The organism is Micromonospora pattaloongensis, from assembly GCF_900107255.1.
GTDB lineage: Bacteria > Actinomycetota > Actinomycetes > Mycobacteriales > Micromonosporaceae > Micromonospora_I > Micromonospora_I pattaloongensis.
Genome location: NZ_FNPH01000001.1, coordinates 1,080,639 through 1,107,225 on the forward strand (window position 1 = coordinate 1,080,639; position 26,587 = coordinate 1,107,225).

The window sequence follows — 26,587 nt, forward strand, 5'->3', positions numbered from 1 at the left end:
AACCTTGCCCGACTTCGTCGTCGCCGTCGCCCGGATCGGTTTCATCGTCCTACTGTGGATCTTCGTGTTCACCGTGGTCGGGGTGATCCGCCGGGACCTGTTCGCCGGAGCCAAGTCGAGCCGTCTGGTCGCCGCGCCACGGGGGGTCGGCGCGGCGACGGGGCAGAACCGGCCGGCGAAGGTGAAGCGAGGTCGTGCCGCCCGTCAGTTGGTCGTGACCGCCGGTCAGCTGGCGGGCACCCGGATCACCCTCGGCGAGGCCCAGATCACGATCGGCCGCGCCGAGGACTCCACCCTGGTGATCACGGACGACTACGCCTCCGCCCGGCACGCGAGGCTCGTCCCGCGTGACGGCCAATGGTTCATCGAGGACATGGGTTCCACTAACGGGACGTACCTCGATCGCGCTAAGGTCACCGGGCCCACCCCCGTACCCCTCGCCGTGCCGATTCGCATCGGCCGCACTTCTCTCGAGTTACGGCCATGACTCTCACCCTGCGCTACGCGGCTCACAGCGACCGCGGTCTGATCCGAGACGGGAACCAGGACTCCGTCTACGCCGGACCGCGGCTGCTCGCGGTGGCCGACGGCATGGGCGGCATGGCGGCCGGTGACGTCGCGAGCAACATCGTCATCGGCGCCATGGCTCCGCTCGACGAGGACGTCCCGGGCGATGCCCTGGTCGACGCCCTGCGCTCGGCCGTCGACACCGCCAACCAGCACCTGCGTGACACCGTCGACGCCAATCCCCAGCTCGAGGGGATGGGCACCACGCTGACGGCGACGCTCTTCTCCGGCAGCAAGATCGGCATGGTGCACATCGGCGACTCCCGCGCGTACCTGTTGCGCGACGGCGAGTTCACGCAGATCACGAAGGATGACACCTACGTGCAGATGCTGGTCGACGAGGGGCGGATCAGCCCCGAGGAGGCCAGCAGCCATCCGCAACGGTCGCTGCTCACCCGCGCCCTCGACGGCCGTGACATCGACCCCGAGTACTCCGTGCGGCAGGTGCTCCCCGGTGACCGTTACCTGATCTGCAGCGACGGGCTCTCCGGCGTGGTCAGCGCCGAGACCATCGGGGACACGCTGCGGGAATACGTCGACCCGCAGCAGTGCGTCGAGCGCCTCGTCCAGCTGGCGCTCCGCGGCGGCGGCCCCGACAACATCACGGTGATCGTGGCCGACGCCACCGACCAGGACATCGTCGAGGCCGCGCCGATCGTCGGCGGCGCCGCCGCCCGCGACCGCGGCATGGCGACCGCGGCCGACGACTCGACCCCGGCGGCACGGGCGTCCGCCGCGCTCGCGCCGGCGCCCCGTCCCGCCACCCCGGAGCCGACCGAGGCCGCCGCGACCGCGGGCCGCCATGAGGATCCGGAGCGTCCGCGCCGGCACCCGGTGCGAACCACGGTGCTGCTCGCCGTTCTGCTGGGTATCCTCGGTGGCGGCCTGTGGCTGGGCTGGAGCTACACGCAGCGGCAGTACTACGTCGGCGCCACCGACGACGGGCAGCTGGCTGTCTTCCAGGGGATGCCGGGGGCGATCGCGGGAGTCAGTCTCTCCAGCGTCCATGCGACCAGCGACACCGCCCTGGACGACCTGACGTCGGTCGCGCAGGAACGGGTTAAGCAGGGCATCCAGGCGAAGAACGAGTCCGACGCGGAGCGCCGGCTCGCCGAGCTGACCAACGACAATCCGCTGAACCCCAACCTGAAGCCGGTCTGTTCCACCAGCCCGGAGCCGGAGGTGACGGCGAGCGCCGTCCCGCCGACGCCCACCCCCACGGCCGCAACGGTGACGGGCACCACGCCCGGCGCCACGCCGAGGGCGACGACCAGTGCCCCGGCGACCACGCCCGACGCTCAACCCTCCGACACGGTGCCGCCGCTCACCGATCCGGCGGGCTGTCGACAGACAGACTGAGCGCACACTCGACGACCGAGGGATTCTCACAGTGACCGCGCCCGCCCGACCGGCAGCCACGCCCACCATCACGGGCGAGATGCCGCGCGTCCGGGCACCGAAGACCCGGCGCAACGCGGAACTGGCGCTGCTGGCGCTCTCGATGCTGGTGGTGGCCGCCTACTCGGCGACCATCGAGGCGAACATGCTCCAGACGGTGACCCTGGACTTCTGGTTGCCGACCGCGTCGCTCGCGGCGGTCTTCCTCGGGCTGCACGTGGTGATCCGGCTCCGGGCGCCGTACGCCGATCCCGCGCTGCTGCCGGCGGTGGCGTTGCTCAACGGGATCGGGGTGGGCTTCCTGCGCCGCCTCGACCTGGCCGACGTCGCGCCGGCCCAGCGGCTCGGATATCCGGTCTTCGCGGGCACCGGCGGTCGGCAGCTCGCCTGGACGCTCGCGGCGGTGATCCTCGCCGCGGTGCTGCTGTTCATGATCCGCGACCACCGTTCGGTCTCCCGGTACGCGTACACCCTGGGCCTCGCCGGCATCGTGCTGGTGATGATCCCGGCGGTGCTGCCCCGGGCCTACTCGGAGATCAACGGCGCGAAGCTGTGGATCAGGGTCGGCGGGTTCTCGATCCAACCCGGTGAGTTCGCCAAGATCGCCCTGCTGTCGTTCTTCGCGTACTACCTCGTGCGCAAGCGCGAGGTGCTCTCGCTCGCGAGCCGCCGGTTCCTCGGCATCGACTTCCCGCGCGGGCGGGATCTCGGTCCGGTCGTGCTGGTCTGGATGCTGAGCCTCCTGGTCCTGATCTTCGAGAAGGACCTCGGCACCTCGCTGCTCTACTTCGGCATGTTCGTGGTCACGCTCTACATCGCGACCGAGCGGGTGAGCTGGCTGATCATCGGTCTGCTGCTCTTCTTCGGCGGCGCCTTCCTGGCGTACTTCCTCGGCGGGACCATCGGCGGGCCGTTCGCCAACTTCTACCAGCGGGCCGAGATCTGGCTCGACCCCTTCGCCGATCCGTACGAGAAGGGCTACCAGTTGGTGCAGGGCCTGCTCGGCCTCGGCACGGGCGGGCTCTTCGGCGCGGGACCGGGCGGCGGTCAGCCGGACAAGGTGCCGGAGGTGCACAACGACTTCATCTTCGCGGGCATCGGCGAGGAGGTCGGACTCTTCGGTCTCTCCGCGCTGCTGGTGCTCTACCTGTTGGTCGTCGAGCGCGGTCTGCGGGCCGGTCTGGCCGTACGGGACTCCTTCGGGAAGCTCATGGCCGGCGGTCTCGCGTTCACGCTCGGCCTGCAGGTGTTCGTGATCGTCGGGGGCGTCACCGGTCTCATCCCGCTCACCGGTCAGACCACCCCGTTCCTCTCCGCCGGTGGGTCCTCACTGATGGCCAACTGGCTGCTGATCGCGATGCTGCTGCGGATCTCCGACGCGGCCGGGCAGCCGGTGACCGGTAACGGCCCCGGGCGTCCCGCCGGGGTTCCCGCCGGTCCGCCCGCCCAGCTGCACGGTGCCCCCACGGAGGTGATCAGGCCGTGAATGCTCCCCTCCGCCGGGTCGGCGTGGTCGTCATGATCCTGTTCGGCCTGCTCTTCGCGAACCTCAACTGGGTGCAGGCCTACAAGGCCGACGAGTACCGCACCAGCGACTACAACGGTCGCGTGCAGGTCGCCGAGTACGACCGCCAGCGCGGCAACATCGAGGTCGCAGGCCGGGCGATCGGCACCAGCAGGGCGACCGACGGCGAGCTCAAGTTCCAGCGCAGCTACCCCAACGGCGAGATCTACGCCCACGTGCTCGGCTTCAAGCCGGTGAACGGGGTGCCGACCGGCATCGAGAAGAGCGAGGACGAGTTCCTGGCGGGCAACAGCGACCAGCTCTTCGCCGACCGGGTGCGCGACCTGTTCACCGGCAACGACACCGCCGGCGGGAACGTGCTGCTGACGCTGTCGCGCCGGGCGCAGGAGACCGCGTACCGGGAACTGACCCGCAACCGGGTCGGGGTCGACAAGGGCGCGGCGATCGCGATCGACCCCCGGACCGGTGCGATCCAGGCCCTCGTGTCGATGCCGAGCTTCGACCCGAATCCGCTGGTCAGCCATCGCACCGACGCCGCCGGAAAGGCGTACGAGGCGCTGGAGAAGGACAAGGACGGCCCGCTGAAGAACCGGGCGTTGAGTGAGGTGCTGCCGCCCGGCTCGACCTTCAAGGTGATCGACTCGGCGGCCGCGCTGGAGAGCGGGCTCACCCCGAACAGCAACATCCCGGCCGGCCCCAGCTACACGGCGCCGACCTCCGGCACGCCGATCCGCAACGCCCACCCGTCGATCTGCCCGGAGTCGCAGGTCACCCTGATCGACGCGCTCACCGAGTCCTGCAACACCGGTTTCGCGCAGCTCGGCGTCCGGCTGGGAGCCGACACGATCAAGGAGAAGGCGCGGGCGTTCGGCTTCGAGGACACCGAGCTCACCGTCGGGCGGCTCAACGAGGGCGGGCTGCCGGTGGCGCCCAGCCGTACAGGTGAGATCAAGAACCCGGACGGCAGCGACGACAAGGGGGCGTTGGCCCAGTCCGCGATCGGGCAGAACAACGTGCGGATGACGCCGTTGCAGGGCGCGATGATCGCTGCGGCCGTGGCCAACGGCGGCAGCCAGATGCGTCCCTACCTGGTGCAGCAGCTGCTCGGCCCGGACCGGACCACCATCCACTACACCGCCGCGCCGCGCGAGCTGCGCAAGCCGGTCTCCAGCCAGGTCGCCCAGAGCCTCCAGCAGATGATGCGCAGCGTCGTCGAGAACGGCACCGGCACCAACGCCCAGATCAGCGGCTACACCGTCGGTGGCAAGACCGGCACGGCCCAGGCCGGTGAGGTCAGCGACGACCACGGCTGGTTCATCGGCTTCGTCATGAAGGACGGCCAGCCGATCAGCGCCGTCGCGGTCGCGCTGGAGTCGGCCGGCGACGGCGGCAGCGCGGAGGCCACCCGGATCGCGGGCCAGATCATGAAGGCCGTCATCGCCGACCGGGGAGGCAAGTGACATGCTGAGCCCCGGTGTGGCGCTCGGCGGCCGATATCGGCTGGACGAGCGCATCGCCAGCGGCGGGATGGGCGACGTCTGGCGCGGCATCGACGACGTGCTCGGCCGCACCGTCGCGGTGAAGGTGCTGCTGCCCGCGCTGCTCGAGGAGCCGGGCTTCGCGGAGCGCTTCCGCGGCGAGGCCCGCACGATGGCCACCATCAACCACCCCGGCGTGGTCGACGTCTACGACTACGGCAGCGACCGCGACCTCGCCTTCCTGATCATGGAGTACGTCGAGGGCGACGCGCTGTCGCGCACGCTCAGCCGGGTCGGCCGCCTCACGCCGGCCCGCACGATGGCCCTGGTGGCGCAGGCCGCCGACGCGCTGCAGGCCGCTCACGACAAGGGCATCGTGCACCGCGACGTGAAGCCGGGCAACCTGCTCGTCCGCCCCAACGGCACGCTCGTGCTCACCGACTTCGGCATCGCCCGCTCCGAGCTGGTGGGGCAGCTCACCGCGGCCGGCTCGGTGCTCGGCACCGCCTCGTACATCTCGCCCGAGCAGGCCACCGGCGCGACCGCCACGCCGGCCTCCGACGTGTACGCCCTCGGCGTGGTCGCGTACCAGTGCCTCTCCGGACGTCGCCCGTTCGAGGGGGACAACCCGCTCGACATCGCCATGAAGCACGTACGGGAGCCGGTGCCGCCGCTGCCGCCGGACACCCCGCCCGCGGTTCGATCGATCGTCGACCGGGCACTCGCCAAGGACCCGGCGGCCCGGTGGCCGAGCGCCGCCACGCTCGCGGCGGTGGCGCGCCAGGCCGCCACGCTCGCCGCGCCGGCCCGCCCGGCGACCGCGCAGGTCCGGGCCACCTCACCGGTACGCCCGCCGGTCTCGCCGGCGCCGGCGTACCGGCCACCGGTGGCGGGTTCGGCCGCCATTCCGCACCGGGCCGCCCCCATGATCGCGTCGGCCGGTCCACCGCCGGCACCCGGATACAATCGGGGAGCGGCGCCCTTACCCCCGGCGCGCCCACAGCAATCGACTTCATATGGATATGCCCGACCGCCGGCACCACCACAAGGGGGCGGAGACGCGGGACACCGGCAGCTTCTCGTGGTGCTGGCGATCCTGCTCGGCGTACTGGTGCTGATCTGCTCCGCGGCGATCTCCTACCGCTGGCGGCAGGACGACGCCGTCAGCGGCCTCGGCACGCGACAGCATTCGATCGCGGCCGTGAGACAGGCGGGCGTCGATGATGCCGGTCACTGGGGCGCGCCGTACCGTCAGGTGGGCGCGCATTCTGCATTCCGGCAAGGTGACGACCACATGAGCGAAGGACGACAGACGAGATGACGGCGCAGGCCCGCCTGCTCGGTGGCAGGTATCAGGTCGGCGAGCTGCTCGGCTACGGCGGCATGGCCGAGGTGCACCGGGGGCGCGACCTCCGGCTCGGCCGGGATGTCGCGATCAAGTCGCTCCGGACGGATCTGGCCCGGGACAAGACCTTCCAGGAGCGTTTCCGCCGGGAGGCCCAGAACGCGGCGTCGCTGAACCATCCGGCGATCGTCGCGGTCTACGACACCGGTGAGGAGTATGCCCCGACCGGCGAGGCGCTGCCCTTCATCGTCATGGAGTTCGTGAACGGGCGGACCCTCAAGGAGGTGCTGGCGGCCGAGGGGCGGCTGATGCCGCGCCGCGCGCTGGAGATCACCGCCGACATCTGCGCCGCGCTGGAGTTCAGCCACCGGCACGGGATCATCCACCGCGACATCAAGCCCGGCAACGTGATGCTCACGCAGAACGGCCAGGTCAAGGTCATGGACTTCGGTATCGCCCGGGCTCTGGCCAGCGGCGCCACCACGATGACCCAGACCAGCGCGGTGATCGGCACGGCGCAGTACCTGTCGCCGGAACAGGCGCGCGGCGAGGCCGTGGACGCCCGCTCCGACGTGTACGCCGGCGGCTGCGTGCTCTTCGAGCTGCTCTGCGGGCATCCGCCGTTCGTCGGTGACAGCCCGGTGAGCGTGGCGTACCAGCACGTCCGGGAGGACCCGCGGGCGCCGAGCGACATCAACCCCGACGTCACGCCGCCGATCGACGCGATCGTGCTCAAGGCGCTCTCCAAGAACCCGCTCAACCGCTACCAGAGCGCCGGCGAGATGCGGGCCGACCTGCTGCGCTGCGCCAACGGTCGGCCGGTGATGGCCACGCCGGTGCTGCGGGAGGACGAAACCGTCGCGATGGCCGCGGCGGCGACCGCGATCCGTACCCCGACCGGGGCCACGCGGGCGATTCCGGCGCAGCAGGCGAAGCGGAAGAACTCGGCCTGGGTGCTCGCCACGCTGAGCGCGCTCGGCGTGCTCGCCGTGGTCGCCCTGATCGCCGGCCTGATCTTCGCCATGCAGGAACCGGACGGGCCGAAGCAGGTCGCCCTGGAGTCGTTCGTCGGCAAGCCGGCGAACACCGCCGAGGCGCAGCTCCGCACGGCCGGGTTCGTCGTGACGAGCACCCCGAAGGAGCAGGACGACTGCAAGACGCCGACGGTGCTGGCGCAGACCCCGCCGGGTGGTCAGCAGGTGGACGAGGGGAGCCCGGTCGAGCTGGTCGTCTGCGCCCCGCCGGACACCGTCGTCGTCCCGCCCCTCGTCGGGTTGACCGAGGACGACGCGCGGAAGCAGTTGACCGAGAGGAATCTGCAAGCCAAGGTCGAATACGTCAACAGCACGGAGCCCCAGGGCCGGGTCGTGAAGGTGCCGCAGCAGGGCAAGGCGGTGAAGAAAGACGCGACGGTCGAGCTCCAGGTTTCGAAGGGGAACCAGGCGGTCGTGCCGAACGTGGTCGGCGAGAGTGAGGGCACCGCGAGACGCCTCCTGACGGATGCCGGCTTCACGGTCAACGTGGAGGAGGGTCAGCCGGGCCCCAGGCCGGGTACGGTCGTCGACCAGAACCCGAGGGCCGGGCGGACGGCGACGAAGGGTTCCCAGGTGACGATCGTCGTCACTCCGGAGCAGCAGGAGGAGCCGACCCCGGACCCGTCACCGACCCCCGAGGTCACGCCGCCGCTCGGTGGACTCGGGGGCGGCCTGGGGGCGGTCAGCGGGCGGAACTGACGCCACGGAACGCGAACGGCGCCGGCGACCACGGGGATCGCCGGCGCCGTTTGGCGTCAGCGGCCGGAGCTGTCAGGCGGCCGCGAACGCACCGCGGCGGCGCTCGTCGACCTCGGCGGCGAGCGCGGGCGCCCGGTCCAGCGCCTCCGGCAGGCCGCACGCGGCGAGCCAGTTGGCGAGCATGGTGTGGCCGCCCTCGGTGAGCACCGACTCGGGGTGGAACTGCACGCCCTCGATCGGTAGCGTGCGGTGCCGCATCGCCATCACGATCCCGGACTCGGTCCGACCGGTCACCTCGATCTCGTCCGGCAACGTCTCGGCCACCACGGCGAGCGAGTGGTAGCGGGTCGCGGTGAACGGGTCGGGCAGCCCGGCCAGCACCCCGTCGCCCCGGTGGTGCACCCGCGACGTCTTGCCGTGCAGCAGCTCCGGGGCCCGGGTGACGGTCGCGCCGAACGCGGCGCCGATCGCCTGGTGCCCCAGGCAGACCCCGAAGATCGGCAGCGTTTCGCCGTACTCCCGGATGATGTCGATGCAGAGCCGTGCCCGCTCGGGCGTGCCGGGACCGGGGGAGAGCAGCACCCCGGCGGCGCCGGCGCGGCCGACGTCGGCCAGCTCGATCTCGTCGTTGCGCCGCACCTCGCACTCCGCCCCGAGCTGACCGAGGTACTGCACGATGTTGAAGACGAACGAGTCGTAGTTGTCGATCACGAGTACGCGCATCGGGTCACCTGTTCGACGTCGCGGAGGGAGCGGGGTTGTTCTCGCTCGTGTCGTACGGGATGTCGTGGTCGTCGAGCCCGGGGGCGCCGGGGTCGACGGAACCGGGATCCCCCGGCACCCCGCCCTCCTGCGTCACCTGCACGTCGTCGAAGGGCAGCAGCGGCTCCGCCCACGGGAAGACGAAGAACCAGAGCAGCGCGGTGAACCCGGCGGCGAGCAGCAGCGAACCAATGATCTTGCCGGGTAGTCCGAAGGGGAGGCGGCGCCAGATCCACGCGTACACGGTCAGCCCCCCAACTCTGCGGGATCGCCGGCCGACTTCGGCTGGCTGCGGACGAGCTTGGCGTGCACGATCAGCCGCTCGTAGTTGTCGTATTTCGGGTTGCAGGTGGTCAGGGTGAGGAAGGCTTGTGTCGGTCTGACGCCCGGCCTGTTCGGCACCGGGGCGACGACCTCGACCCGGGTCGGCTTGACGATGTGGTTCTGCGTGGTCTGGTACACGAACCAGGTGTTCCTGGTCTCCACCACGATCACGTCGCCGGCCTTCATCTCGTCCAGCCGCCAGAAGGTGGCCGGGTTGCGGTGGCCCGCGACCGCGAAGTTCCCGACCTGTCCGGGGTCGGCGCTCTTCGGGTAGTGGCCGGGGGCGTACCGGATGTCCGCCTGGCTCACGCCCTCCACCACGACCCATTCCTTGCCGAGCTTGGGGATGTGCAGCCAGGCGATCGGCTTGCCGATCTTCGGTGCGGTCGGCGAGCGAGTGGGCGCCGGGGACGGTCCGACGGTCGGGTCCGGGCCCGGCTGCTCCCACTCCTGGGCGAGTTGGGCGCCGAGATCCTGCTGTTCGGCGTTGACGATCGCCGACTTGCCCCACACCTCGTACGCGGCGAAGAGCAGCACCACCAGGCCGAACGTCATCAGCAGTTCGCCGGTGGCGCGGGCGCCGGAGCGCAGCCGCGAGCCGATCGTCGGGCGGGTCAACTCGGAGTAGACGCTCTTGTAGCCCTCGTCGGTCAGTTCCGGACGCAGCTGGACGACCTGTTCGCCCCGGCGCGGCTGCGGCCCGTCGGTCGCCTCCTCCGCGGCCTTCTCGGCCGGATCGTCCGACGCCCGCCGCGGCTCGTCCGGGGTGGGCGGGCGCTCGTCCTGGCCGGGTACGCCGTCGTGCGGGCCCGCTGGGCCGGGCAGGGCCGGCAGCACGGTCGTCGCGTCGCTGTCCACCGGGTTCGAGGCCGGCATCGGCCGGTCGGTGATCGCCGGGATCACCGTGGTCGGGACGTCGACCGTCGGCGGCACGAGCGCGGCCGGCTGGATCATCGTCGGCGCGTCGCTCAGCGGGGGCGGCTGCGGCGGCTGTCCGGTGCCGGGCTGCGCGGGCACCGCCGGCGAGGGGGGCCCGGGTGGTGCCGGCGAGGGACGTCGCGGCTCGTAGCCGGTCGGCGCGGGGGAGGGCGGCCGGCCCGGTTCGTGGCCGCGCGGCGGCACCCCCGCCCGATCGACCGGGTGGTAGTCGTGGAGCGCTCCGGCCGGACTTCCCGCTCCGTATTCGCGCGGCGTCCGGGCCCGGTCGCCGGGCCCGTAGTCACGCGCGGTCATGCCGGGGCGGGCGTCCGGGCCGTAGTCGCGCGCCGGTGGCGTCGGCCGGTCGCCGGGCAGCGGCCCCTCGGCCGGCGCGCCGGGGCGCGGACCGGGCCGGTAGCCGGCCGGACGGGGCGGCGCCTCGGGGGAGGGCCATCCCGACGGTGGGTGTGGCGGTGCCGGCGCAGCCGGCGGGATGCCGGTCGGCGGCGGCGACACGGGCGCGGCCGCCGACGGGGCGGGTCGGGGCCGGCGGGGAGCCGCCGGGGGCGCGTCCGGCGGGGCGTCGGTGACGCGCGGCATCACAGCCGTCGCGTCCTCGTCCCGCGCGCGGTGTCGCCCGTGCCGACCGTGGTTCGGTTCGTCGGTCATGGCGGTCACTCCCCGGGGACGCCGGCGGAGCGGAGCCCGCTCGACCCGGCGTACGCCGGCACCGTCACGTTGGACTCGACGGTCTCGCGGTAGCCGAGCCGGTAGTGCAGCACCGCGTCCTTGAACTCGCGGACGCCCTGGTCGGAGTCGAGCGCGCGCCTCAGCGCGGCGGGATCACCGATCGCGGTGATCCGGAACGGCGGCGAATAGACCCGCCCGTCCAGCAGGAGGGTGTTCCCCACACAGCGCACGGCGCTGGTGGAGAGCACCCGGACACCCATGATCGACATTGCCTCAGCTCCCCCGGCCCACATCGCGTTGACGACTGCCTGAACGTCACCCTGATGAACAACGAGATCATCGTTGCTGGGGTTGCCGGGGCGGCTGCTGTCGTTCAGTCGAGGGGCGTCGTTCAGTTCGACCGTGAGCCCCCGGCCGCGCAGCGCGGTGAAGCCGGCTCCGGCGAGGCTCCGGGCGACCCGGGCCCGCTGCTCGTTGATCGGCCCGTCCTTGCCCGCGATCGCGTCGGCCTGCTGCTCGGTCTGGTCGCGCAGCCTCCGGGCGCGCTCCTCACTCGCGGCGACCCGCTCGCGGCGTTCGTTGATCACCTGCGTGATCTCCGGTCGCCGGTCCTCGCGTAGCGAGGTGCCGCCCGCCGTGGTGGCGGTGGTGGTGAAGAGTAGACCGGCGGCGAGGGAGATCAGCGGGACGCCGATGGACCAGACGCTGCGGCGCCGGGTACGGCGGGGGAGCAGGCCGACGATCGCACGCCGGAACGCCTTGCCCCAGGACGAGGCACCGGACGTGTACTCCATCGGCTCCCCTCCGTCCTCCGGCATTGATCTCGACTCGTGCTTCCGCGCCACCACGTTGGGGTTTCCGCCCTGCTGGCACCCATTGTGCCGCGTCTCGGCGATCTCCCCGCCCCCGTCCGTGGCCTGAGCGCGCAGACTTGACTACGCTAGCTGTCGAACATTATTGGCCATGGACCGTCGCCGCTGCGTCCGGTTGTCAGGCCGGACAGAGGATTGCCACCCTTCAGGAGAGCGTCGTGCCAAAGTCTCAGGTCCGCAAGAAGAAGGTGTACACGCCGCCGACCGACGTCCGCCCGGCGGCGACCGCGGCGACGCGCAAGCCCAGCCCCGTCTGGCTGCCGATCACCGCCGTCTCGTTGATCGTCTTCGGCATCGCCTGGCTGGTGGTCTACTACCTCTCCGAGACCTCCTACCCGGTCGCTTCGTGGGGTTACTGGAACCTCGCCGTCGGGTTCGGCGCGATGGTCGGCTCGCTGATCCTGCTCTCCCGCTGGCGCTGAGCCCGCGGCCCGCGCCGGCCGCCGGCCCGGGCGCAGGGCCGCAAACCCGTCTGACCCGTTCGGCGACCGCCACCCGTGGCGGTCGCCGAAACCTGCGACGGGTGCGCCGTCGAACCGCGTGCGAGCTGCGAGGTTACTCACGCTACTGATGAGTAACATTGCGCGTACGCTCACACTGTGACCGGCTGGTTCGGTCACCAGCGCTTGCCAAGCAGCAAACCGGGAGGCCAAGGCAATGGGCAGCGTCCAGATCGTCACTACGGTGCTTGCCGCCGCCGTCACGGCCGTCGCGGTGTGGTTGGCCGTACGGGCGGTGCGGCAGATGGTCGCCGTGATCCGCCTCGGCCAACCCGATCCCGACCGGTTCGGCGACAAGGGCGTCCGGACCAGGACCATGCTCACCGAGACGGTCGGGCACACCCGGATGCTCAAGTGGAGCGTGGTCGGCGCCGCGCACTGGTTCGTGATGGTGGCGTTCATCGCGCTGTCGTCGCTGGTGCTGGAGGCGTACTTCGAGGTCGTGGACCCGAAGGCGGAGCTGCCGATCGTCGGCGGGTGGCTGCCGTACGGGCTGGTCACCGAGCTCATCGGGATCTTCGGCTTCGTCGGCATCCTCGTGCTGATCGGGATCCGACTCGCCAACCGCCCGAACCGGGCCAAGGGTCGCTCGCGTTTCACCGGCTCGACGATGTGGCAGGGCTACTTCGTCGAGGCCGTCGTGCTGGCCGTCCTGGTCGTCGGCTTCTTCATCCGCGGCTTCAAGGTCGCCACCGACCACTTCGAGTACCCGGTCTGGGCCACCCCGGTCAGCCACGCCGTCGGCGCGCTGCTGCCGAACTGGCCGGACGCGGTCTCGGTCACCGCGCTGCTCAAGATCGCCATCTCGATGACCTGGCTGATCGTGATCGCCCTCAACGTGACGATGGGCGTCGCGTGGCACCGCTTCCTCGCGTTCTTCAACATCTTCTTCAAGCGCGAGCCGGCCAAGCCCGCCGGCTCCGGTCTCGGCGCGCTGCGCCCGATGATGAGCCAGGGCAAGCCGCTCGACTTCGAGGAGGCCGACCCGGAGAAGGACCAGTTCGGCGTCGCGCACGTCGAGCAGTTCACCTGGAAGGGCCTGCTCGACTTCAGCACCTGCACCGAGTGCGGCCGCTGCCAGTCGCAGTGCCCGGCCTGGAACACCGGTAAGCCGCTCTCGCCGAAGCTGATGATCCTGTCGCTGCGCGACCACGCGTACGCCAAGGCGCCCTACCTGCTGGCCGGCGGCGGCAAGGACCTGACCGGCGAGGAGAAGGCGACCGCCGCGCAGCTCGCGCACATGGACGTGCTGGCGCTCGCCGAGGGCGACCGTCCGCTGATCGGCGGCGCCGACGTCGGCGGCGTCATCGACCCGGACGTCCTCTGGTCCTGCACCACCTGCGGCGCCTGCGTCGAGCAGTGCCCCGTCGACATCGAGCATGTCGACCACATCGTCGACATGCGCCGCTACCAGGTCCTGATCGAGTCGAGCTTCCCGTCCGAGGCCGGCGTCATGCTGCGGAACCTGGAGAACAAGGGCAACCCGTGGGGCGCGCCGCAGAACACCCGCGAGGACTGGACCAAGGGCCTGGACTTCGAGGTGCCGCGGGTCGGCGAGGTCGATGACTTCGAGTACCTCTTCTGGGTGGGCTGCGCCGGCGCGTTCGAGGACCGGGCGAAGAAGACCACCCGTGCGGTCGCCACGCTGCTGAACGAGGCGGGTGTGAAGTTCGCGATCCTCGGTGAGGGCGAGACGTGCTCGGGCGACCCGGCCCGCCGGATCGGCAACGAGTTCGTGTTCCAGATGCTCGCGCAGCAGAACGTCGAGACGCTGAACGAGGCGTTCGGCGACCGCGAGCCGGCCAAGCGCAAGATCGTCGCGACCTGCCCGCACTGCTTCAACACGCTCGGCAACGAGTACGGGCAGCTCGGCGGCCACTTCGAGGTCGTGCACCACACGCAGCTGCTGGCGCACCTGGTCGCCACCGGCAAGCTCACCCCGGTGCAGCCGGTCGACGGCGCGGTCACCTACCACGACCCCTGCTACCTGGGCCGGCACAACCGCGTCTTCACCCCGCCGCGCGAGGTGCTCGGGTCGGCGGCGGCCGAGGGCCTCACGGAGATGCCACGCAACTCCGAGCGCTCCTTCTGCTGCGGCGCCGGTGGCGCCCGGATGTGGATGGAGGAGCGCATCGGTAAGCGCATCAACGTCGAGCGGGTCGAGGAGGCGCTCTCGACGGGGGCCCAGACCATCGCGGTCGGCTGCCCGTTCTGCTACACGATGCTCGGCGACGGCGTGACCGGGAAGAAGTCGACCGGCGAGGCCGGCGACAACGTCGAGGTCGTGGACGTGGCTACGGTGCTGCTCCGGTCGGTGAAGCCGGAGACCACCGCCGAGCGCGAGCCGGCGGCGAGCGGGGCGTAACGCACGTCACCAAAGGCCCACATCGGTCACCCGATCGGTGTGGGCCTTCGCGTTCGGGGGCCGGGAATGCGCGCTGACTAGCGAAAATAGTGCATTCACAATATACGCGCGGCATTCATGAGTCTCGTTCTCACGCAACACATGGTATTGGCGCGACCGCGCAGCGAACATGCGCCCTTTCCCGCCTTGATTTGGTTCGGAACCTCTTCTAACGTGAGCCACTGGCCGCTGTGGATGTCGGTCTCCACTTCCCCCGCGGGAGGCCCCGGCGGTCGGTGATGAAGGAGTCGGTGCCCGATGGCACGTGCGCGCGACAATCTGCGCCAGCCACAGAACCGAGAACATCAGCAGACGCGTTCCCGCCCGCCACTCCGCGTCGCAGGCCGTGTGCTCCTCGCTCTCGCGGCGGTGCTCGCCGTCGGCGCGCTCTCGCCCGCACAGGCGCACGCCGAGCCCTCGGTCGGCGAGATCGAGAAGCAGATCGACGCCCAGTGGGAGCAGCTCGAGCCCGTCATCGAGCAGTACAACAAGGTGCACAGCCAGCTCAAGGCCAACAAGAAGCGGCAGACCGAGCTGGCGAAGAAGATCCGACCGCTGTCGTTGCAGGTCGAGATGGCGATGTTCCAGGTCGGCCAGATGGCGAACCAGTCGTACCGGGTCGGCCCCTCCTCGGATCTGAACGCCCTGCTCGCATCCGGGTCCGCCAGCGCCCTCACCGAACAGCTCACCCTGCTCGACCGGCTCACCCGGCAGCAGCGGGAGCAGATCGCCGGCGTCACGGCCGCCCGCGACAAGTTCGACGGCGAGAAGCGCAAGCTCGACGCGCTCGTCGCGCAGCAGCAGAAGCAGGACGCCGAGCTGGCCGCGCGGAAGAAGAAGATCGAGAAAGATCTCGACCGGCTGCAGAAGCTCCGCGTGACCGCGTACGGCTCGAGCAGCGCCGGCGGCTCCCTGCGGATTGGGCCATGCCCCGCGACCTACCCGGGCGGTAAGGCCGGGATCGCGGTGAAGACCGCCTGCGCCCAGATCGGCAAGCCGTACGTCTTCAACGCGTCCGGGCCGGGGTCGTTCGACTGCTCCGGCCTCACCCAGTACGCCTGGGCCGCGGCCGGCGTGTCCCTCACCCACTTCACCGGCGCCCAGTGGAACGAGGGCACCCCGGTGAGTCAGAGCGAGGCGCGCCCCGGCGACCTGGTCTTCTTCCGCAGCGACCTGTCCCACGTCGGGATGTACGTCGGCAACGGCCTGATGGTGCACGCGCCGACGAGCGGTGACGTGGTGCGGATGGCGCCCATCAACCAGTTGCCGATCGCGGGCTTCCGCCGACCCGGCTGACGTTCGGCGCGCCGACGGCACCCGGCAAAGGGCCCCTGCTCCTCGCGAGCAGGGGCCCTTGCTGTGATCGCGGGATCAGCGCGGGGCACCCACCGGTGAGGGCAGGAGCCGCAGGTCGTCCTTGTTCACGTACATGATCCGGTGGCCGAACTGGATCTGCACGTAGGTCAGCTCGCCGCGGATGACCGTGCGGTCACCCGGCGCCGAGCCGTCGAAGCTCACCGCGCGGTAGTACTCGCTCGGCAGGATGTTGCCGACGGCGTAGCGCTGGCCGGCCGCGAGCGTGTACTGCAGCGGCACGATCGCCTGCGCCGGCACGCCGTCCGGGTAAGCCGCCGCCTCCGGGTAGGCCCGGCCGTACACGGGGATCGTCGCCTTGCCCGCCTTCGGCGTCGCCACCAGGCCGGTGGACCACTTGGCCGTGGGAGCGGCGGCGGGGTTGTGGAACCACGCCTTCTGCCCGAGGTACCAGATCGCCGTCCAGTCGCGCTGCCGCTCCGCGACCGCGTACGTCTGGCCGGCCGACGCCCGGGCACCGTGGTCCCAGACCTCCATCGTGCTCGGTGCACCGTCCGCGTGCAGGCCGAGGTCGACGACCAGCGGCGCGTCGTGGCTGGGCGCGCTGTGCAGGATCACCGCCGACGATCCGCGCGACGGGCACGGCGCGGACGGCGGGACGGGGGCCGGCGGGGCCGGCCGTTCCGGCGGCTGCCGGTTGCAGCCCTGGAACGCCGGCCGGTTGGTGGTGAAGTCCGGGTCGATGGTGACCAGTCCGGTCCGCGCCGTGCCGAACTGCCGGAACGGGGCCCTGAGCAGATCGAAGTAGTGCCCCCAGTCCCAGTACGGGCCGGGGTCCCAGTGCATGCCGCCGACCGCGGCCGGGGTGATGCCGGGGACGTTGTCGTGGCCGATGATGTGGTTGCGGTCGAGCGGGATGTCGAACCGCTGCGCGAGGTAGCCCACCAGCTTCGCCGAGGTGCGGTACATCGCCTCGGTGTACCAGGTGCCCGCGCCCGCGAAGCCCTCGTGTTCCAGCCCGATCGCCTTGGCGTTGACGTACCAGTTGCCGGCGTGCCACGCGACGTCCTTGGCCTTGACGTGCTGCGCGATGTGGCCGTCGACGGAGCGGAGCGTGTAGTTCCAGCTCACGTACGTCGGGTCCTGCACCATGTTGATGGTGCCGGCGTAGGAGCCCTCGGTGTCGTGGATGACGATGTATTCGATCTTCTGCTGCGCGGGCCGGTTGGCGAGGTCGTGGTTGCCGTAGTCGCCCGAGGTCGGGCCGTACTGCTCGTAGGGGGCGGGGATCCACTCGCAGGCGACGTCGCTCGGGCACTCCAGGCCGTCGGTCCGCGCGGGCTTGCGCAACCCGAGCCGCTCCAGCCAGGCCCGCACGGGGACGAGGCCGGCGTGCCGGGCCAGCGTGACGCGGTGCCCGTCGTCGGTCACCCGACTCGCGCCGTCCCGGATCGTGCCGAAGACCTCGTCGGCGAAGGCCGCCGCGGCGTCGGCGTTGTCCGCGCCCGAGTAGCGCGCCACCGCGCCGTACCAGGCCGCGGGGTCGGTGCGGGCGCCGACCGGGGCGCCGAGCGCCTTCTGGTACGAGGCGAGCAGCGCCGCGCCGCCCCGGATGTTCGCCGTCGGGTCCGCGCGCAACGCCTCCTTCGCGACGCCGGTCAGCGCGGCGGCGGCGTCGAGGGTCTGCATCGAGGCGGCGGGCGGCGTGCCCGTCTCGCCCGAGTCGACGTCCTTGGCCGGTCGGCTGTCATCGCCGCGCGGGTCCTCGTCGTCGTCGTGGTGCTGCCCGCCCGGGGAGGCCACGTGCGCGGCGTCGGTGAGATGCATCGGGCCGTAGCCGCCGCTGGTGCTCGGCGTGCCGGCGTTGGTGTCCCAGCGCGACTCCAGGTAGGAGACGCCGAGCAGCACGCTCTCCGGCACCCCGTACGCCGCGGCGGCGGCCGCGTACTCCTGTTGCCGGTCGTCGGGCGCGGCGCCCACGGCCGGCGCCGGTCCCGGCGACAGCAGCGTGGTCGCCCCGACGACCGCGGTGCTGAGCAGGGCCAGCCTGCTCAGCGCTTTGGAACGGTGCATTCGGACCTCCATTCAGGGTGTTGCTTCCCCGCCCACCCTCGCCCCGACCGCGCACGCCCGTCAATGGGTTGCGGTTGGTGCATCGAGAGAGAAGAAAAGCTTCATCGGGCCCGGGGTGGGATCCGATAGACCATCGACAATGACCCACCTCGACCGTTGCGCCCGATACATTTTCGTTGGTCGATTGTAGGCGTGGCGCGTTACCGGCGGATATACGTCCGAAACTGAGTGGTCGTCACGCTTGCGCCCGGAGAACCGGCGTCTCTAATGTGGGTCCTTGTCGAGCCGGAACGCGGTCGCCCAACCTGGTCGGCCCCGACCCGACGCCGCCGAATCGTTCACGCAGCACGAGCCGGGGACCCACGTACCACTGGGGTGAATCCGCATCGCGGTAGGGCGCCACTCTTTCCCGCCCGAACCCGTCAGCTAACCCGGTAGGCGGACTGGAAAGAAGGAGTCCGGTGGCTACCCATGCCCCGCGGCGGTCCCGTCGGCCGTTCTCCGGCCGGTGGCGTTCCGCGTCACGCCCGCGTCACCTGATCCTCGCCGCCGCGCTGGCCGCGGTCGCCGTCCTGCTCGCCGGCGCGCCCGCCCACGCAGAGCCCTCCGTGGCGGAGATCGAGAAGCAGATCGACGCCGCCTGGCAGAAGCTCGAACCGGTGATCGAGCGGCACAACGCCACGCGGCAGCAGCTGGCGGCCAAGCGGAAGCAGGCCGACGCCCTCGACAAGAAGATCCGGCCGCTGCAGATCCGGGTGGACTCGGCGATGGCCAAGGTGAGCGGGCTGGCCGCGCGTTCCTACAAGAGCGGTAACACCGCCGCGATCAACGCGGTGCTCAGCAGCGGCTCGCCGACCACGTTCGCCGATCAGCTGGAGCTGCTCGACCGGTTCGCCCGTCGGCAGGCCAGCGACGTGCGGGCGGTGGTCGAGCTGAAGGACCGGTACACCGCCACGAAGGCGCCGCTGGACGCGCTGGTGACGCAGTTGACCCGCGCCGAGGCCGACCTCGCCAGGAAGAAGGCCGGGATCGACCGCGAGATCAAGCGGTTGCAGGCGCTGCGGCTCAAGGCGTACGGCAGCGGCGGCGGCATCGGCTCGCTGCGGCCGGCCCCGTGCCCCGCTACCTACCCCGGCGGCGCCGCCGGCACCGCCGTCCGGTTCGCCTGCGCACAGATCGGCAAGCCCTACGTCTGGGCCGCCGAGGGACCCGACGGTTACGACTGTTCCGGCCTGACGCTCGCGGCCTGGCGGCAGGCCGGGGTGCAGCTGCCGCACAACGCCGCGGCCCAGATGGAGGCCACCACCCCGGTCGGCCGCGCGGAGCTGCGCCCCGGTGACCTGGTCTTCTATTACGCCGACGTGCACCACGTCGGGATGTACGTCGGAAACGGCTGGATCGTGCACGCCTCGCAGACCGGCGTGCCGATCAAGATGGCGAAGGTCGACGCGAGCCCGATCAGCGGCTACGGACGACCGGGATAACTTTCCCCGGCGGCCCCTGCGGGCGCGTTTCCCCCGGCGCGTACCGCGCATCGGCCGCACCAGAAGAAGGTGTCCTCCCGGACCCGCACGGTCCGGGAGGACACCTTCTTCGTTTCGTGCGTCAGGCGGTCGGCCAGGTCCGCCAGTTCTGCCAGGAGCGGCTCGGCGTCGGACCGCGCTGCCCCTGGTAGCGCGATCCGTAGACCGCCGAGCCGTACGGGTGCTCGGCCGGCGACGACAGTCGGAAGATGCAGAGCTGGCCGATCTTCATGCCGGGCCAGAGCGTGATCGGCAGGTTCGCCACGTTGGACAGCTCCAGCGTCACGTGGCCGGAGAAGCCGGGGTCGATGAAGCCCGCCGTGGAGTGGGTGAGCAGCCCGAGCCGGCCCAGGCTCGACTTGCCCTCCAGGCGGCCGGCGAGCTGGTCACCGAGCGAGATCACTTCGAGCGTCGAGGCCAGCACGAACTCGCCCGGGTGCAGCACGAACGGCTCGCCGTCCGGGACCTCGACCTGCGACGTCAGGTCGTCCTGCTGCCGCGCCGGGTCGATGTGGGTGTACAGGTGGTTGTTGAAGACCCGGAAGTGCCGGTCCAGCCGTACGTCGATGCTGGAGGGCTGGACGAGCCCCGGCTCGAACGGCTCCAGCGCGAGGTCGCCCGTCTTGATCGCGGAGACCAGATCCCGGTCGGAGAGCAGCATCGTCACACCTTAAGCGACCGGCCGATACCGATCGGGTGAGGGCCGCGTTCGACTACCGATCTCGAACATATGTTCGATAGAATCCTCCCATGGCTTCCTGGTCCGACTTCGCCGCCGACGAGCCGCGGCTCGCCGACGCGATCCGCTCCCTCCTGCAGCAGTACGGGCCGGGTCTGGGCTACCTGGCAACCGTGCGCGCCGACGGGGGGCCGCGGGTGCATCCGGTTTCGCCCGTGATCACCGATGAGGGGCTCTTCTGCTTCGTCATCGACTCGCCGAAACGCCGCGACCTCGAGCGCGACGGCCGGTACGCGCTGCACTCCTTCCCGCCGGAGGACAGCAACGACGAGGCGTACGTCGCGGGACGCGCGCGGGCGGTCACCGACCCGGCCCGGGTGGCCCGGCTCGCGCTGCGGTGGCGGGCGGCCGCACAGGTCGACTGGCGGCTGTTCGAGTTCACTGTGGACGTGGCGATGCTGGCCCGCCACGGCCACAGCGGGTCGGTGTCGCCGGCGGCGGACGCGGCGCGCCGACCGGCGGTGCAGGTCTGGGTCGACCCGACCAGCGCCAACGCCCACGGCGACGGGCCGGGGGCGGGCCGCCGCCGCGGGCGGCGCGGTCACAGACGCGACGGTGCCGGCCCCACCACGGGGGCCGGCACCGACGGGCTCAGCCTGCGTTACGCAACGCGGTAGGCGTTCCACGCATTGATCATGCGAGTGGCCTGACCGCTCGTGAACTGGTACATGCACGAGTCGTACGAGTAGTCCATGAAGTTGGTGATCGGGTCGGTGCCCGGCGCGGTGCAGGTGTCACGGCCGGTCGGACAGCCGCTCGCCGGCGACGCTTCGGCCGGCGTGTCCGAGACCTGGTCGCCCTGGCCGGAGCAGCCGCCCTGGAAGGTGTGGTAGAGGTTCAGCCAGTGACCGACCTCGTGCGTGCCGGTGTCGCCCTGGTTGTAGTTGGTCGCGGTGCCGCCCGGCAGCGACTCGGCCAGCACGACGACGCCGTCCATCGCGTCGAGCGTGCGCTTCGGGAAGGTCGCCCAGCCGAGCAGGTTGTCGCTCAACTCGCCGGTGTAGATGTTGAGCGTGTTCTTGCCGCCCACCCGGAGCGACGTCTTCATCGAGCGCTCCGCGGACGAGCCGCTGACGATCGGGTACCACGCCGGGTTCACGACGCGGTTGATCTTTGTGAGCTGGAACGCGAAGGCGGTCGCGGCGCCCCCGGTGGAGCCGGCGTACGCCTGATTGAGCACGTTGATCTGCGAGCTGATCATGGAGTCCGGGATGTTGCCGCCGGCCCGCGTGCTGTCCCGCTGGATGACGTGCACGACCACCGGGATCGTGACGGTGGCCAGCGCCGACGGTCCGGCGGGGGCCTTGCGCGCCTTCTCCTTCAGCGCGCTCGCCAGATCCGCCTCGCGCTGCGTCACCTCCGCGGCGGACAGCTCGTTCGGATCCTTCTTCCCCGACACGCCGGGCTTCACGCGGGCGTCGGTGTGCGCATCGGCGTGCGTGGACGCCGGCTCGGCGCATCCGGTGTGCGCGTGCGCGCCGCCCAGCGCGGTGGCCTGCGCCATGGCCGCACCCCCGGTGCTCACCAGGAGCGCGAGCGACGTCGTGGTGACGCCCGCCGCGCGCCACGACCAGCGCGATCGATGTTGTCGCATTGGCTTCCCTCTTCCTCCCCATGACCCGGCCGATCGGACCGGGCCGCCTGCGCAAAGGTGCGAGGGACCCTACAGCCGTCCGGGAGATGACGAAAGAGGCTGATGTATCTGTATCAACACTTTCGGTGACAGATGTGCGCCGACCGGCGCATCTGTGGCGCCCACCGGCACCACCGCCCGCCGTCGCCCGTGACCCGCGCGACGCCGCAGGGGGAGGCGGGTGCACGTAGTTGCGCGACCAGGTACAGTGGGTCGCGCTTGCGGGTGTAGTTCAATGGCAGAACATCAGCTTCCCAAGCTGACAGTGCGGGTTCGATTCCCGTCACCCGCTCCACGATCGAAGGCCCTGGTCAGGACGCAAGTCCCAGCCGGGGCCTTCGACGTTCCAAGGTCAAGGATCATGCGGGGTGCCATGACACCCGGTCATCTCGGCCGCCGTCGCGCTCCGCTGGCCGCTTCTTGTCCTTCTTGGCGCTCGACTTCTTGCCCGAGCCACCGCGCGACTTCTTGGACTTCCGGTCTGCCCGCACCGCCTCGTGCAGCGCCTGGGCGATGGCGCGGTCAGCCTCGGCCGTGGCGTGCTGATAGATCAGCGCGGCATGCGAACTGTCGTGCCCCATCCGGGCCATCAGGTCGCGAGTGCTCGCCCCGGGCCGCGCCGCCAAGGTTGCCGCGCCAGATCGGCCGCCCGCTCTTAGTCGTGGATCAGGAGTCGACCGGGGTAGCCTCATTCCACTGTCGCGTCGCTAGTTCCCGCAGCTGAATCGGGCTTGGTTTATGCGACGAGTTCGACTTCGAACCCATCGGCGTTCTCCAGGTAGGCGGCGTAGTGGTTTTTGCCGCCAGCGTATGGGTGACGGTCGGCGAACAGTAGGGTCCAGCCGTGCTGGGGAGCCTGTGCGGTGAGGGCGTCGACCAGCTCGGTGCTGCCGATGTGAAAGGCGAGATGGTTCAGTCCGGGCCTGCACCGATCGTGGTCGGGTCCGCTCAGGGCGGGTGACTGCTCGACGACGATGTAGGTCGGGCCAAGCTGCCAGCTGCGCCCGGCAGGCCAGTTCTGGTACTCGGTGTAGCCGAGTTGCCGGAGTAGCCATTCCCAGCTGGTAACGGCGCGCTGCAGGTCGGGTACCCACACTTCGACGTGGTGGAGCGTGCCGGTGATCGGCTGGTTCACGCTGCGATCCCTTCGAGTGGTATGCCGGGCAGGCGGTTGATACCGATCAGGTGGCCGCATCAGTCAGCGACGTTTCGGTCCTGCCCGCGCTTCGAGGAGAGCAAGCCCGGCGTGCCGTTATCGTGCCACTCGGCCAGGGCAGCGCAGGCCAGCTGAGGCCACGCGATACCCGCGAGACAAGGCCACCAAGCCCTTGGACAGGTAGACATCGGGGCCTTCGACGTTCCAGAGTCAAGGATCATGCGGCGTGGCAATGGTCCCGGTCGTGGGCGACCGCCGGACGACGTCGTGGCCCTCTTGCGGTCCGACCGCGGCGCGTCCACGATGGCCCGATCCGCCTCCGTCGCTGCCTGCTGGCAAATCATTGCCGCCAGCGGCGAGTCGTGTCCCATCCGCGCCATCAGGTCGCTCGTGCTCGCCCGGTCCGGACGGCGAGGGGGCAGGTCGCCAAGATCGCCCGGGCCGTCGCGGTTCGCCCACTCGGCGGGGAATCCTCGACAGGCCGCCGGCCTAGTGGCTGCCCACCCGCCGCCGGAGTGCACGCGACAGCGGAAAGAACTTGCAACCGACGGGAGTGCCTGCACGTGTTCGTGCTGCCCGCCCACGAGGGTGGCACCACGGGAGGAAGGAAACGTGACCGCAGTGATGACCGCAGCCGCGGCCGCACCTCAAGCCTCGACAAAAGACGACCAGCGCAATTTCGACGAGTTTTATTCGGCAAAGTTCGACGTTCTCAGGTCGCAGCTCTACGCGTACCTCGGTGACCGGGCAGAGGCGCAGGACCTGGTCCAGGAGGCATTCTGCCGCGCCTACGCCAGATGGGCCAGGATCAGGAAATACGAAGACCCCTATGCCTGGGTGCGCCGGGTCGCATGGAATCTCGCCACCAGTAGGCTCCGGCGACAGAAGACGTCGGCGCTATTCCTGCGCCGCCAGCGTGAAGAACACCACGCCGGCCCGTCACCAGATCGCGTGGCGCTGGTTGCGGCCTTATCCAAGATTCCGCCGAAGCTTCGCAAGGCCGTCGTCCTGCACTACCTGGGCCAGTTGTCCGTCGCCGAAATCGCTGCGCAGGAAGACGTGCCCGAGGGCACCGTGAAAAGTTGGCTCAGCCGCGGGAGAACAGCTCTCGCTGAGCAACTCCAGGGATGACCGGAAAGGAAAGTATTATGTCTGACAACTTTGACACCCTCATTGCCGACGCCTTCGCTGAATTCGACGCGGCGGAGCGTTCCTCCTACCTGCCGGCGCCGGGCGCCCCCGCAGTCCGCCACAAGGTGGCGGTCCGGCGGAGAGTCCACCTCACGGCATTCAGCGTGGCCGGTGCGTTGTTGATCGCCGTGCCAATCGCGGCCTACGCGACCAGCCCACGGGGAAACAACTCGCCACCCAATGTGGTCGGATCCGCCAGCCCCGCCGAAACGGCCAGTCCGACTCCGTCGCTCGCCCCGTCGTCGGCTCCTGCGTCACCGGCTCCTGGGTCGTCGGCTCCTGCGGCGGCCGATTTGCGCAATGCCACCCTCAACCTGCCGGCGTTCCCTGACTACGAAGCCGGGTGCATGGCGAAGGGGAAGAGGAAATTCGTCAACGGTACGGCGACGCCCCGGGATGGCGTGCAACTGGTCATCGGGGAGCTGGCTCCCATCAAGGCCGACCTCGATGGTGTGCCCGGCGACGAGCAACTCACCACCATCCGCTGCCAGCACAGGGGCTCGATGAACGTTACCCAACTGCTGGCGCTGAAGGTCGCCTCGGACGGCGCACTGACATCGTTGGGATACGTGATCAACTCGGCGGACACCCCCAATGTGTACGCGACGTTCTCCCGCGAGGCCATCACGGTCGATGACGGCGTCGTCCGGCTGGTCGTCTATGGCCCGTACCAGACCAACGGGTGGCGGCCCTGCGACCGGCAGGTGCGGGGCTACGCGCTCCGGGATGGTGCCTTCCGTCAGGTGAGCGGTCCGACCACCTTCCGGGTGCCATCCAAGAACTTCCACGAGGTCGACTTCCGCAACACGGGGCTCCTCATGGGCCGCAACAATCCCGACGGGTCCGGCAAGTTTTACTGCGTGCCGATGGTGAACGGGGCCGGCGAGGCCGACCTGGACAACAACGGCGACCCGAACAAGGGCACGACCCGCTACACGATCACGATCGGCGCCGTGACCTTCGTGAACACCAGCGACGGCGAAGCGACGTTCGCCATCCTCACATTGCGGTCCCCCAGCGGCGAGATGTCGCAGACCTTGCAATCCTTCCAGCGCGGTGGGGACCACCCGCTCGGCTGGGAGATTCTCCGGTCGGGCACCAACGGAGTCAGCCGTATCGAGAAGGCGGAAGTCAGCGGGGACATCGTGCAGGTGACCGTCACGACCACAAGCGGACAGCAGCAGGTGTGGTCGTACCGTCCCTCCGCCATAAATCAGAGCTGGCAACGAGTGAGCTCGTAGCTGCTGCCGACAGCGCCGGGCCCGCCCCAGCAGGGCGGGCCCGGCCGCAGCATCTCCGCATGCCTTGCCGACTCATCACGGTCAGCTTTAGGTCGCGCTGCGCGGCGCCGGGCCCGAGGATCAGCCCGATGGGATCCGTTACGTTCCGGGTCGGGTCGCTAGATGTGTGATCCCGGATTTTGGCCGCGCCGCCACACCTCACCCTGCGCGCCATGACGCTCGGCCGCGTACCGCTCCTGGGTAGATGTTGCATCGCGTGCCGCAGCCGAATCCTCCGGCGAGGAAAGCCGCTTCCGGTCCCGCCAGGCAACGATGACGAACGCCGCGATCAGCAACACCACGAACACTACGAGAGACACCGCCATAGTCCTCATGCCATCGACGCTACGGCATATCTCACGAGGGGTCCGGGGTCAGCGGGTAGCGGCGGCCACGAACATGGGGACGGCGACCATCAGCCGGCCGCTGGCGGCACGGCCGTTCTGCTCGCTGACCCATGCCTCGGCCTGCTCGGCGCTGACGGCGCCGGTCTGACGGGCGGCGTCAGCGTGTCCGGCGAGCAGCGGCTGCATTGTGGCGTCGGTGAATATCGCGGTGTGGACCTCGACCTCGACGTCGTGGAAACCGGTGTCGAGCAGGAGGTTGCGGTAGGCGCGGGCGATGCGGGGGTGGGGGATGGCGTCGGCCCGCGCGTGCACGATGCGGCGGGTCAGGTCGGGTTGGTCGGAGTCGATGATCATGGTGTCCCAGTCCTGGCCGACCAGCACGATGCGGCCGCCCGGGGCGAGGACCCGGCGGGCTTCGGCCAGGGCGGCGGGGGGTTCGGGCAGCACGTGGTAGACCTTGTCGGCCCGGTAGCCGTGGGCCTGCCCGTCAGCCAGGGGCAGGTCGGTGGCGTCGGCGGCGCGCACGTCGATGTCGGGGAACCGGCTGCGGGCGGCGGCCAGCATCGCCGGGTCGAGGTCGACACCGATGGCGCGGGCACCGTGCTGGGCGAGTTCAGCGACGGCGCGGCCGGTGCCGCAGCCGACGTCGATCACTGTCGCGCCGGGGTGCAGCCGAAGTAGCTGGTAGCTGCGTGCGCGTAGCGTGGCGGCGTCGGGCGCGGTTTCGGCGGCGTCGAGGGTTCGGATAAGCCTTTCGGCGTCCGCGTGGGCGGTGTGAGTATCGGGCATGTGTCCTACGGTGCGACTTCAGGTTG

General features: G+C 70.5%; 24 protein-coding genes, 1 tRNA gene and 1 riboswitch. Of the genes, 14 read left to right on the forward strand and 11 right to left on the reverse strand.

Annotation, left to right across the window (positions count from 1 at the left end; all coding sequences use genetic code 11):
* Nucleotides 1-4: 4 nt before the first annotated feature.
* From BLW47_RS05245 to pknB, 6 genes are read left to right on the forward strand one after another with little or no spacing between them, the layout of a single operon-like run.
* Nucleotides 5-487 (forward strand): FHA domain-containing protein FhaB/FipA, encoded by a 483-nt coding sequence (locus BLW47_RS05245; RefSeq protein ID WP_091551954.1) that lies wholly within the window; start codon nucleotides 5-7, stop codon nucleotides 485-487.
* Complete coding sequence (locus BLW47_RS05250; protein WP_091551956.1) at nucleotides 484-1,926, forward strand: PP2C family protein-serine/threonine phosphatase; 1,443 nt, start codon at nucleotides 484-486, stop codon at nucleotides 1,924-1,926. The genes BLW47_RS05245 and BLW47_RS05250 overlap by 4 nt, the downstream gene beginning before the upstream one ends.
* A gap of 31 nt (nucleotides 1,927-1,957) precedes the next feature.
* On the forward strand, nucleotides 1,958-3,451 hold the full coding sequence (locus BLW47_RS05255; protein WP_425435327.1) for an FtsW/RodA/SpoVE family cell cycle protein: 1,494 nt from the start codon (nucleotides 1,958-1,960) through the stop codon (nucleotides 3,449-3,451).
* The gene (locus BLW47_RS05260) at nucleotides 3,448-4,950 is read left to right on the forward strand and encodes a peptidoglycan D,D-transpeptidase FtsI family protein (protein ID WP_091551960.1); all 1,503 of its coding nucleotides are present in this window, start codon (nucleotides 3,448-3,450) and stop codon (nucleotides 4,948-4,950) included. Before BLW47_RS05255 ends, BLW47_RS05260 begins: the two co-directional genes overlap by 4 nt.
* A gap of 1 nt (nucleotide 4,951) precedes the next feature.
* Nucleotides 4,952-6,289, forward strand: a complete 1,338-nt coding sequence (locus BLW47_RS05265) for a serine/threonine-protein kinase (RefSeq protein WP_091551962.1) — start codon at nucleotides 4,952-4,954, stop codon at nucleotides 6,287-6,289.
* Complete coding sequence (gene pknB, locus BLW47_RS05270; RefSeq protein WP_091551964.1) at nucleotides 6,286-8,046, forward strand: Stk1 family PASTA domain-containing Ser/Thr kinase; 1,761 nt, start codon at nucleotides 6,286-6,288, stop codon at nucleotides 8,044-8,046. Before BLW47_RS05265 ends, pknB begins: the two co-directional genes overlap by 4 nt.
* 72 nt (nucleotides 8,047-8,118) lie before the next feature.
* Here the strand turns inward: pknB and BLW47_RS05275 are convergent, their stop codons facing one another.
* From BLW47_RS05275 to BLW47_RS05290, 4 genes are read right to left on the reverse strand one after another with little or no spacing between them, the layout of a single operon-like run.
* Nucleotides 8,119-8,769, reverse strand: a complete 651-nt coding sequence (locus BLW47_RS05275; RefSeq protein WP_091551967.1) for an aminodeoxychorismate/anthranilate synthase component II — start codon at nucleotides 8,767-8,769, stop codon at nucleotides 8,119-8,121.
* A 4-nt stretch (nucleotides 8,770-8,773) separates the two neighbouring features.
* Nucleotides 8,774-9,052: a hypothetical protein gene (locus BLW47_RS05280; protein ID WP_091551970.1), complete on the reverse strand. Its 279-nt coding sequence runs from the start codon at nucleotides 9,050-9,052 to the stop codon at nucleotides 8,774-8,776.
* A 2-nt stretch (nucleotides 9,053-9,054) separates the two neighbouring features.
* Entirely contained in the window at nucleotides 9,055-10,719 is a 1,665-nt protein-coding gene (locus BLW47_RS25765; RefSeq protein WP_091551972.1) for a class E sortase, read from the reverse strand.
* A gap of 5 nt (nucleotides 10,720-10,724) precedes the next feature.
* Nucleotides 10,725-11,534, reverse strand: a complete 810-nt coding sequence (locus tag BLW47_RS05290) for a DUF881 domain-containing protein (RefSeq protein WP_091552615.1) — start codon at nucleotides 11,532-11,534, stop codon at nucleotides 10,725-10,727.
* 236 nt (nucleotides 11,535-11,770) lie between these two features.
* On the opposite strand from BLW47_RS05290, the gene BLW47_RS05295 reads away from it, so the two are divergent.
* The 3 genes from BLW47_RS05295 (at nucleotide 11,771) to BLW47_RS05305 (ending at nucleotide 15,812) form a co-directional block, all read left to right on the forward strand.
* Entirely contained in the window at nucleotides 11,771-12,034 is a 264-nt protein-coding gene (locus tag BLW47_RS05295) for a cell division protein CrgA (protein ID WP_091551975.1), read from the forward strand.
* A gap of 235 nt (nucleotides 12,035-12,269) precedes the next feature.
* A complete protein-coding gene (locus BLW47_RS05300; RefSeq protein WP_091551977.1) occupies nucleotides 12,270-14,477 on the forward strand; it encodes a (Fe-S)-binding protein in 2,208 nt (735 codons plus the stop codon).
* Between the two features lie 297 nt (nucleotides 14,478-14,774).
* The gene (locus tag BLW47_RS05305) at nucleotides 14,775-15,812 is read left to right on the forward strand and encodes a C40 family peptidase (RefSeq protein WP_091551980.1); all 1,038 of its coding nucleotides are present in this window, start codon (nucleotides 14,775-14,777) and stop codon (nucleotides 15,810-15,812) included.
* A 75-nt stretch (nucleotides 15,813-15,887) separates the two neighbouring features.
* On the opposite strand, the gene BLW47_RS05310 is transcribed toward BLW47_RS05305, so the two are convergent.
* Nucleotides 15,888-17,903, reverse strand: a complete 2,016-nt coding sequence (locus tag BLW47_RS05310; protein ID WP_091552617.1) for an N-acetylmuramoyl-L-alanine amidase — start codon at nucleotides 17,901-17,903, stop codon at nucleotides 15,888-15,890.
* 317 nt (nucleotides 17,904-18,220) lie between these two features.
* Nucleotides 18,221-18,359: riboswitch (cyclic di-AMP (ydaO/yuaA leader) on the forward strand.
* A 5-nt stretch (nucleotides 18,360-18,364) separates the two neighbouring features.
* Here BLW47_RS05310 and BLW47_RS05315 point away from each other — a divergent pair.
* Nucleotides 18,365-19,387, forward strand: a complete 1,023-nt coding sequence (locus BLW47_RS05315; protein WP_091551983.1) for a C40 family peptidase — start codon at nucleotides 18,365-18,367, stop codon at nucleotides 19,385-19,387.
* 121 nt (nucleotides 19,388-19,508) lie between these two features.
* On the opposite strand, the gene dcd is transcribed toward BLW47_RS05315, so the two are convergent.
* A complete protein-coding gene (gene dcd / locus BLW47_RS05320) occupies nucleotides 19,509-20,087 on the reverse strand; it encodes a dCTP deaminase (RefSeq protein ID WP_091552619.1) in 579 nt (192 codons plus the stop codon).
* Between the two features lie 89 nt (nucleotides 20,088-20,176).
* Here dcd and BLW47_RS05325 point away from each other — a divergent pair, with 89 nt between their 5' ends.
* On the forward strand, nucleotides 20,177-20,782 hold the full coding sequence (locus BLW47_RS05325; RefSeq protein ID WP_091551985.1) for a pyridoxamine 5'-phosphate oxidase family protein: 606 nt from the start codon (nucleotides 20,177-20,179) through the stop codon (nucleotides 20,780-20,782).
* Here BLW47_RS05325 and BLW47_RS05330 read toward each other — a convergent pair.
* On the reverse strand, nucleotides 20,767-21,759 hold the full coding sequence (locus BLW47_RS05330) for a zinc metalloprotease (protein WP_091551988.1): 993 nt from the start codon (nucleotides 21,757-21,759) through the stop codon (nucleotides 20,767-20,769). The two genes, BLW47_RS05325 and BLW47_RS05330, sit on opposite strands and share 16 nt — an antisense overlap.
* Nucleotides 21,760-22,019: 260 nt before the next feature.
* Between BLW47_RS05330 and BLW47_RS05335 the strand changes: the two genes are divergently transcribed.
* Nucleotides 22,020-22,093: transfer RNA gene (locus BLW47_RS05335), tRNA-Gly, on the forward strand.
* A gap of 64 nt (nucleotides 22,094-22,157) precedes the next feature.
* On the opposite strand, the gene BLW47_RS05340 is transcribed toward BLW47_RS05335, so the two are convergent.
* A complete protein-coding gene (locus BLW47_RS05340; RefSeq protein WP_425435328.1) occupies nucleotides 22,158-22,379 on the reverse strand; it encodes a hypothetical protein in 222 nt (73 codons plus the stop codon).
* Between the two features lie 155 nt (nucleotides 22,380-22,534).
* The gene (locus BLW47_RS05345; protein WP_245736362.1) at nucleotides 22,535-22,933 is read right to left on the reverse strand and encodes a VOC family protein; all 399 of its coding nucleotides are present in this window, start codon (nucleotides 22,931-22,933) and stop codon (nucleotides 22,535-22,537) included.
* Nucleotides 22,934-23,578: 645 nt separating this feature from the next.
* Here BLW47_RS05345 and BLW47_RS05355 point away from each other — a divergent pair.
* Together BLW47_RS05355 and BLW47_RS05360 are read left to right on the forward strand one after the other, a co-directional pair.
* Nucleotides 23,579-24,085 (forward strand): RNA polymerase sigma factor, encoded by a 507-nt coding sequence (locus BLW47_RS05355; protein WP_425435345.1) that lies wholly within the window; start codon nucleotides 23,579-23,581, stop codon nucleotides 24,083-24,085.
* Between the two features lie 17 nt (nucleotides 24,086-24,102).
* Nucleotides 24,103-25,386, forward strand: a complete 1,284-nt coding sequence (locus BLW47_RS05360) for a hypothetical protein (protein ID WP_091551995.1) — start codon at nucleotides 24,103-24,105, stop codon at nucleotides 25,384-25,386.
* 158 nt (nucleotides 25,387-25,544) lie between these two features.
* On the opposite strand, the gene BLW47_RS24605 is transcribed toward BLW47_RS05360, so the two are convergent.
* The gene (locus BLW47_RS24605; protein WP_139307158.1) at nucleotides 25,545-25,745 is read right to left on the reverse strand and encodes a hypothetical protein; all 201 of its coding nucleotides are present in this window, start codon (nucleotides 25,743-25,745) and stop codon (nucleotides 25,545-25,547) included.
* A gap of 54 nt (nucleotides 25,746-25,799) precedes the next feature.
* Nucleotides 25,800-26,561 (reverse strand): methyltransferase domain-containing protein, encoded by a 762-nt coding sequence (locus BLW47_RS05365; RefSeq protein ID WP_091551998.1) that lies wholly within the window; start codon nucleotides 26,559-26,561, stop codon nucleotides 25,800-25,802.
* Between the last annotated feature and the right edge of the window lie 26 nt (nucleotides 26,562-26,587).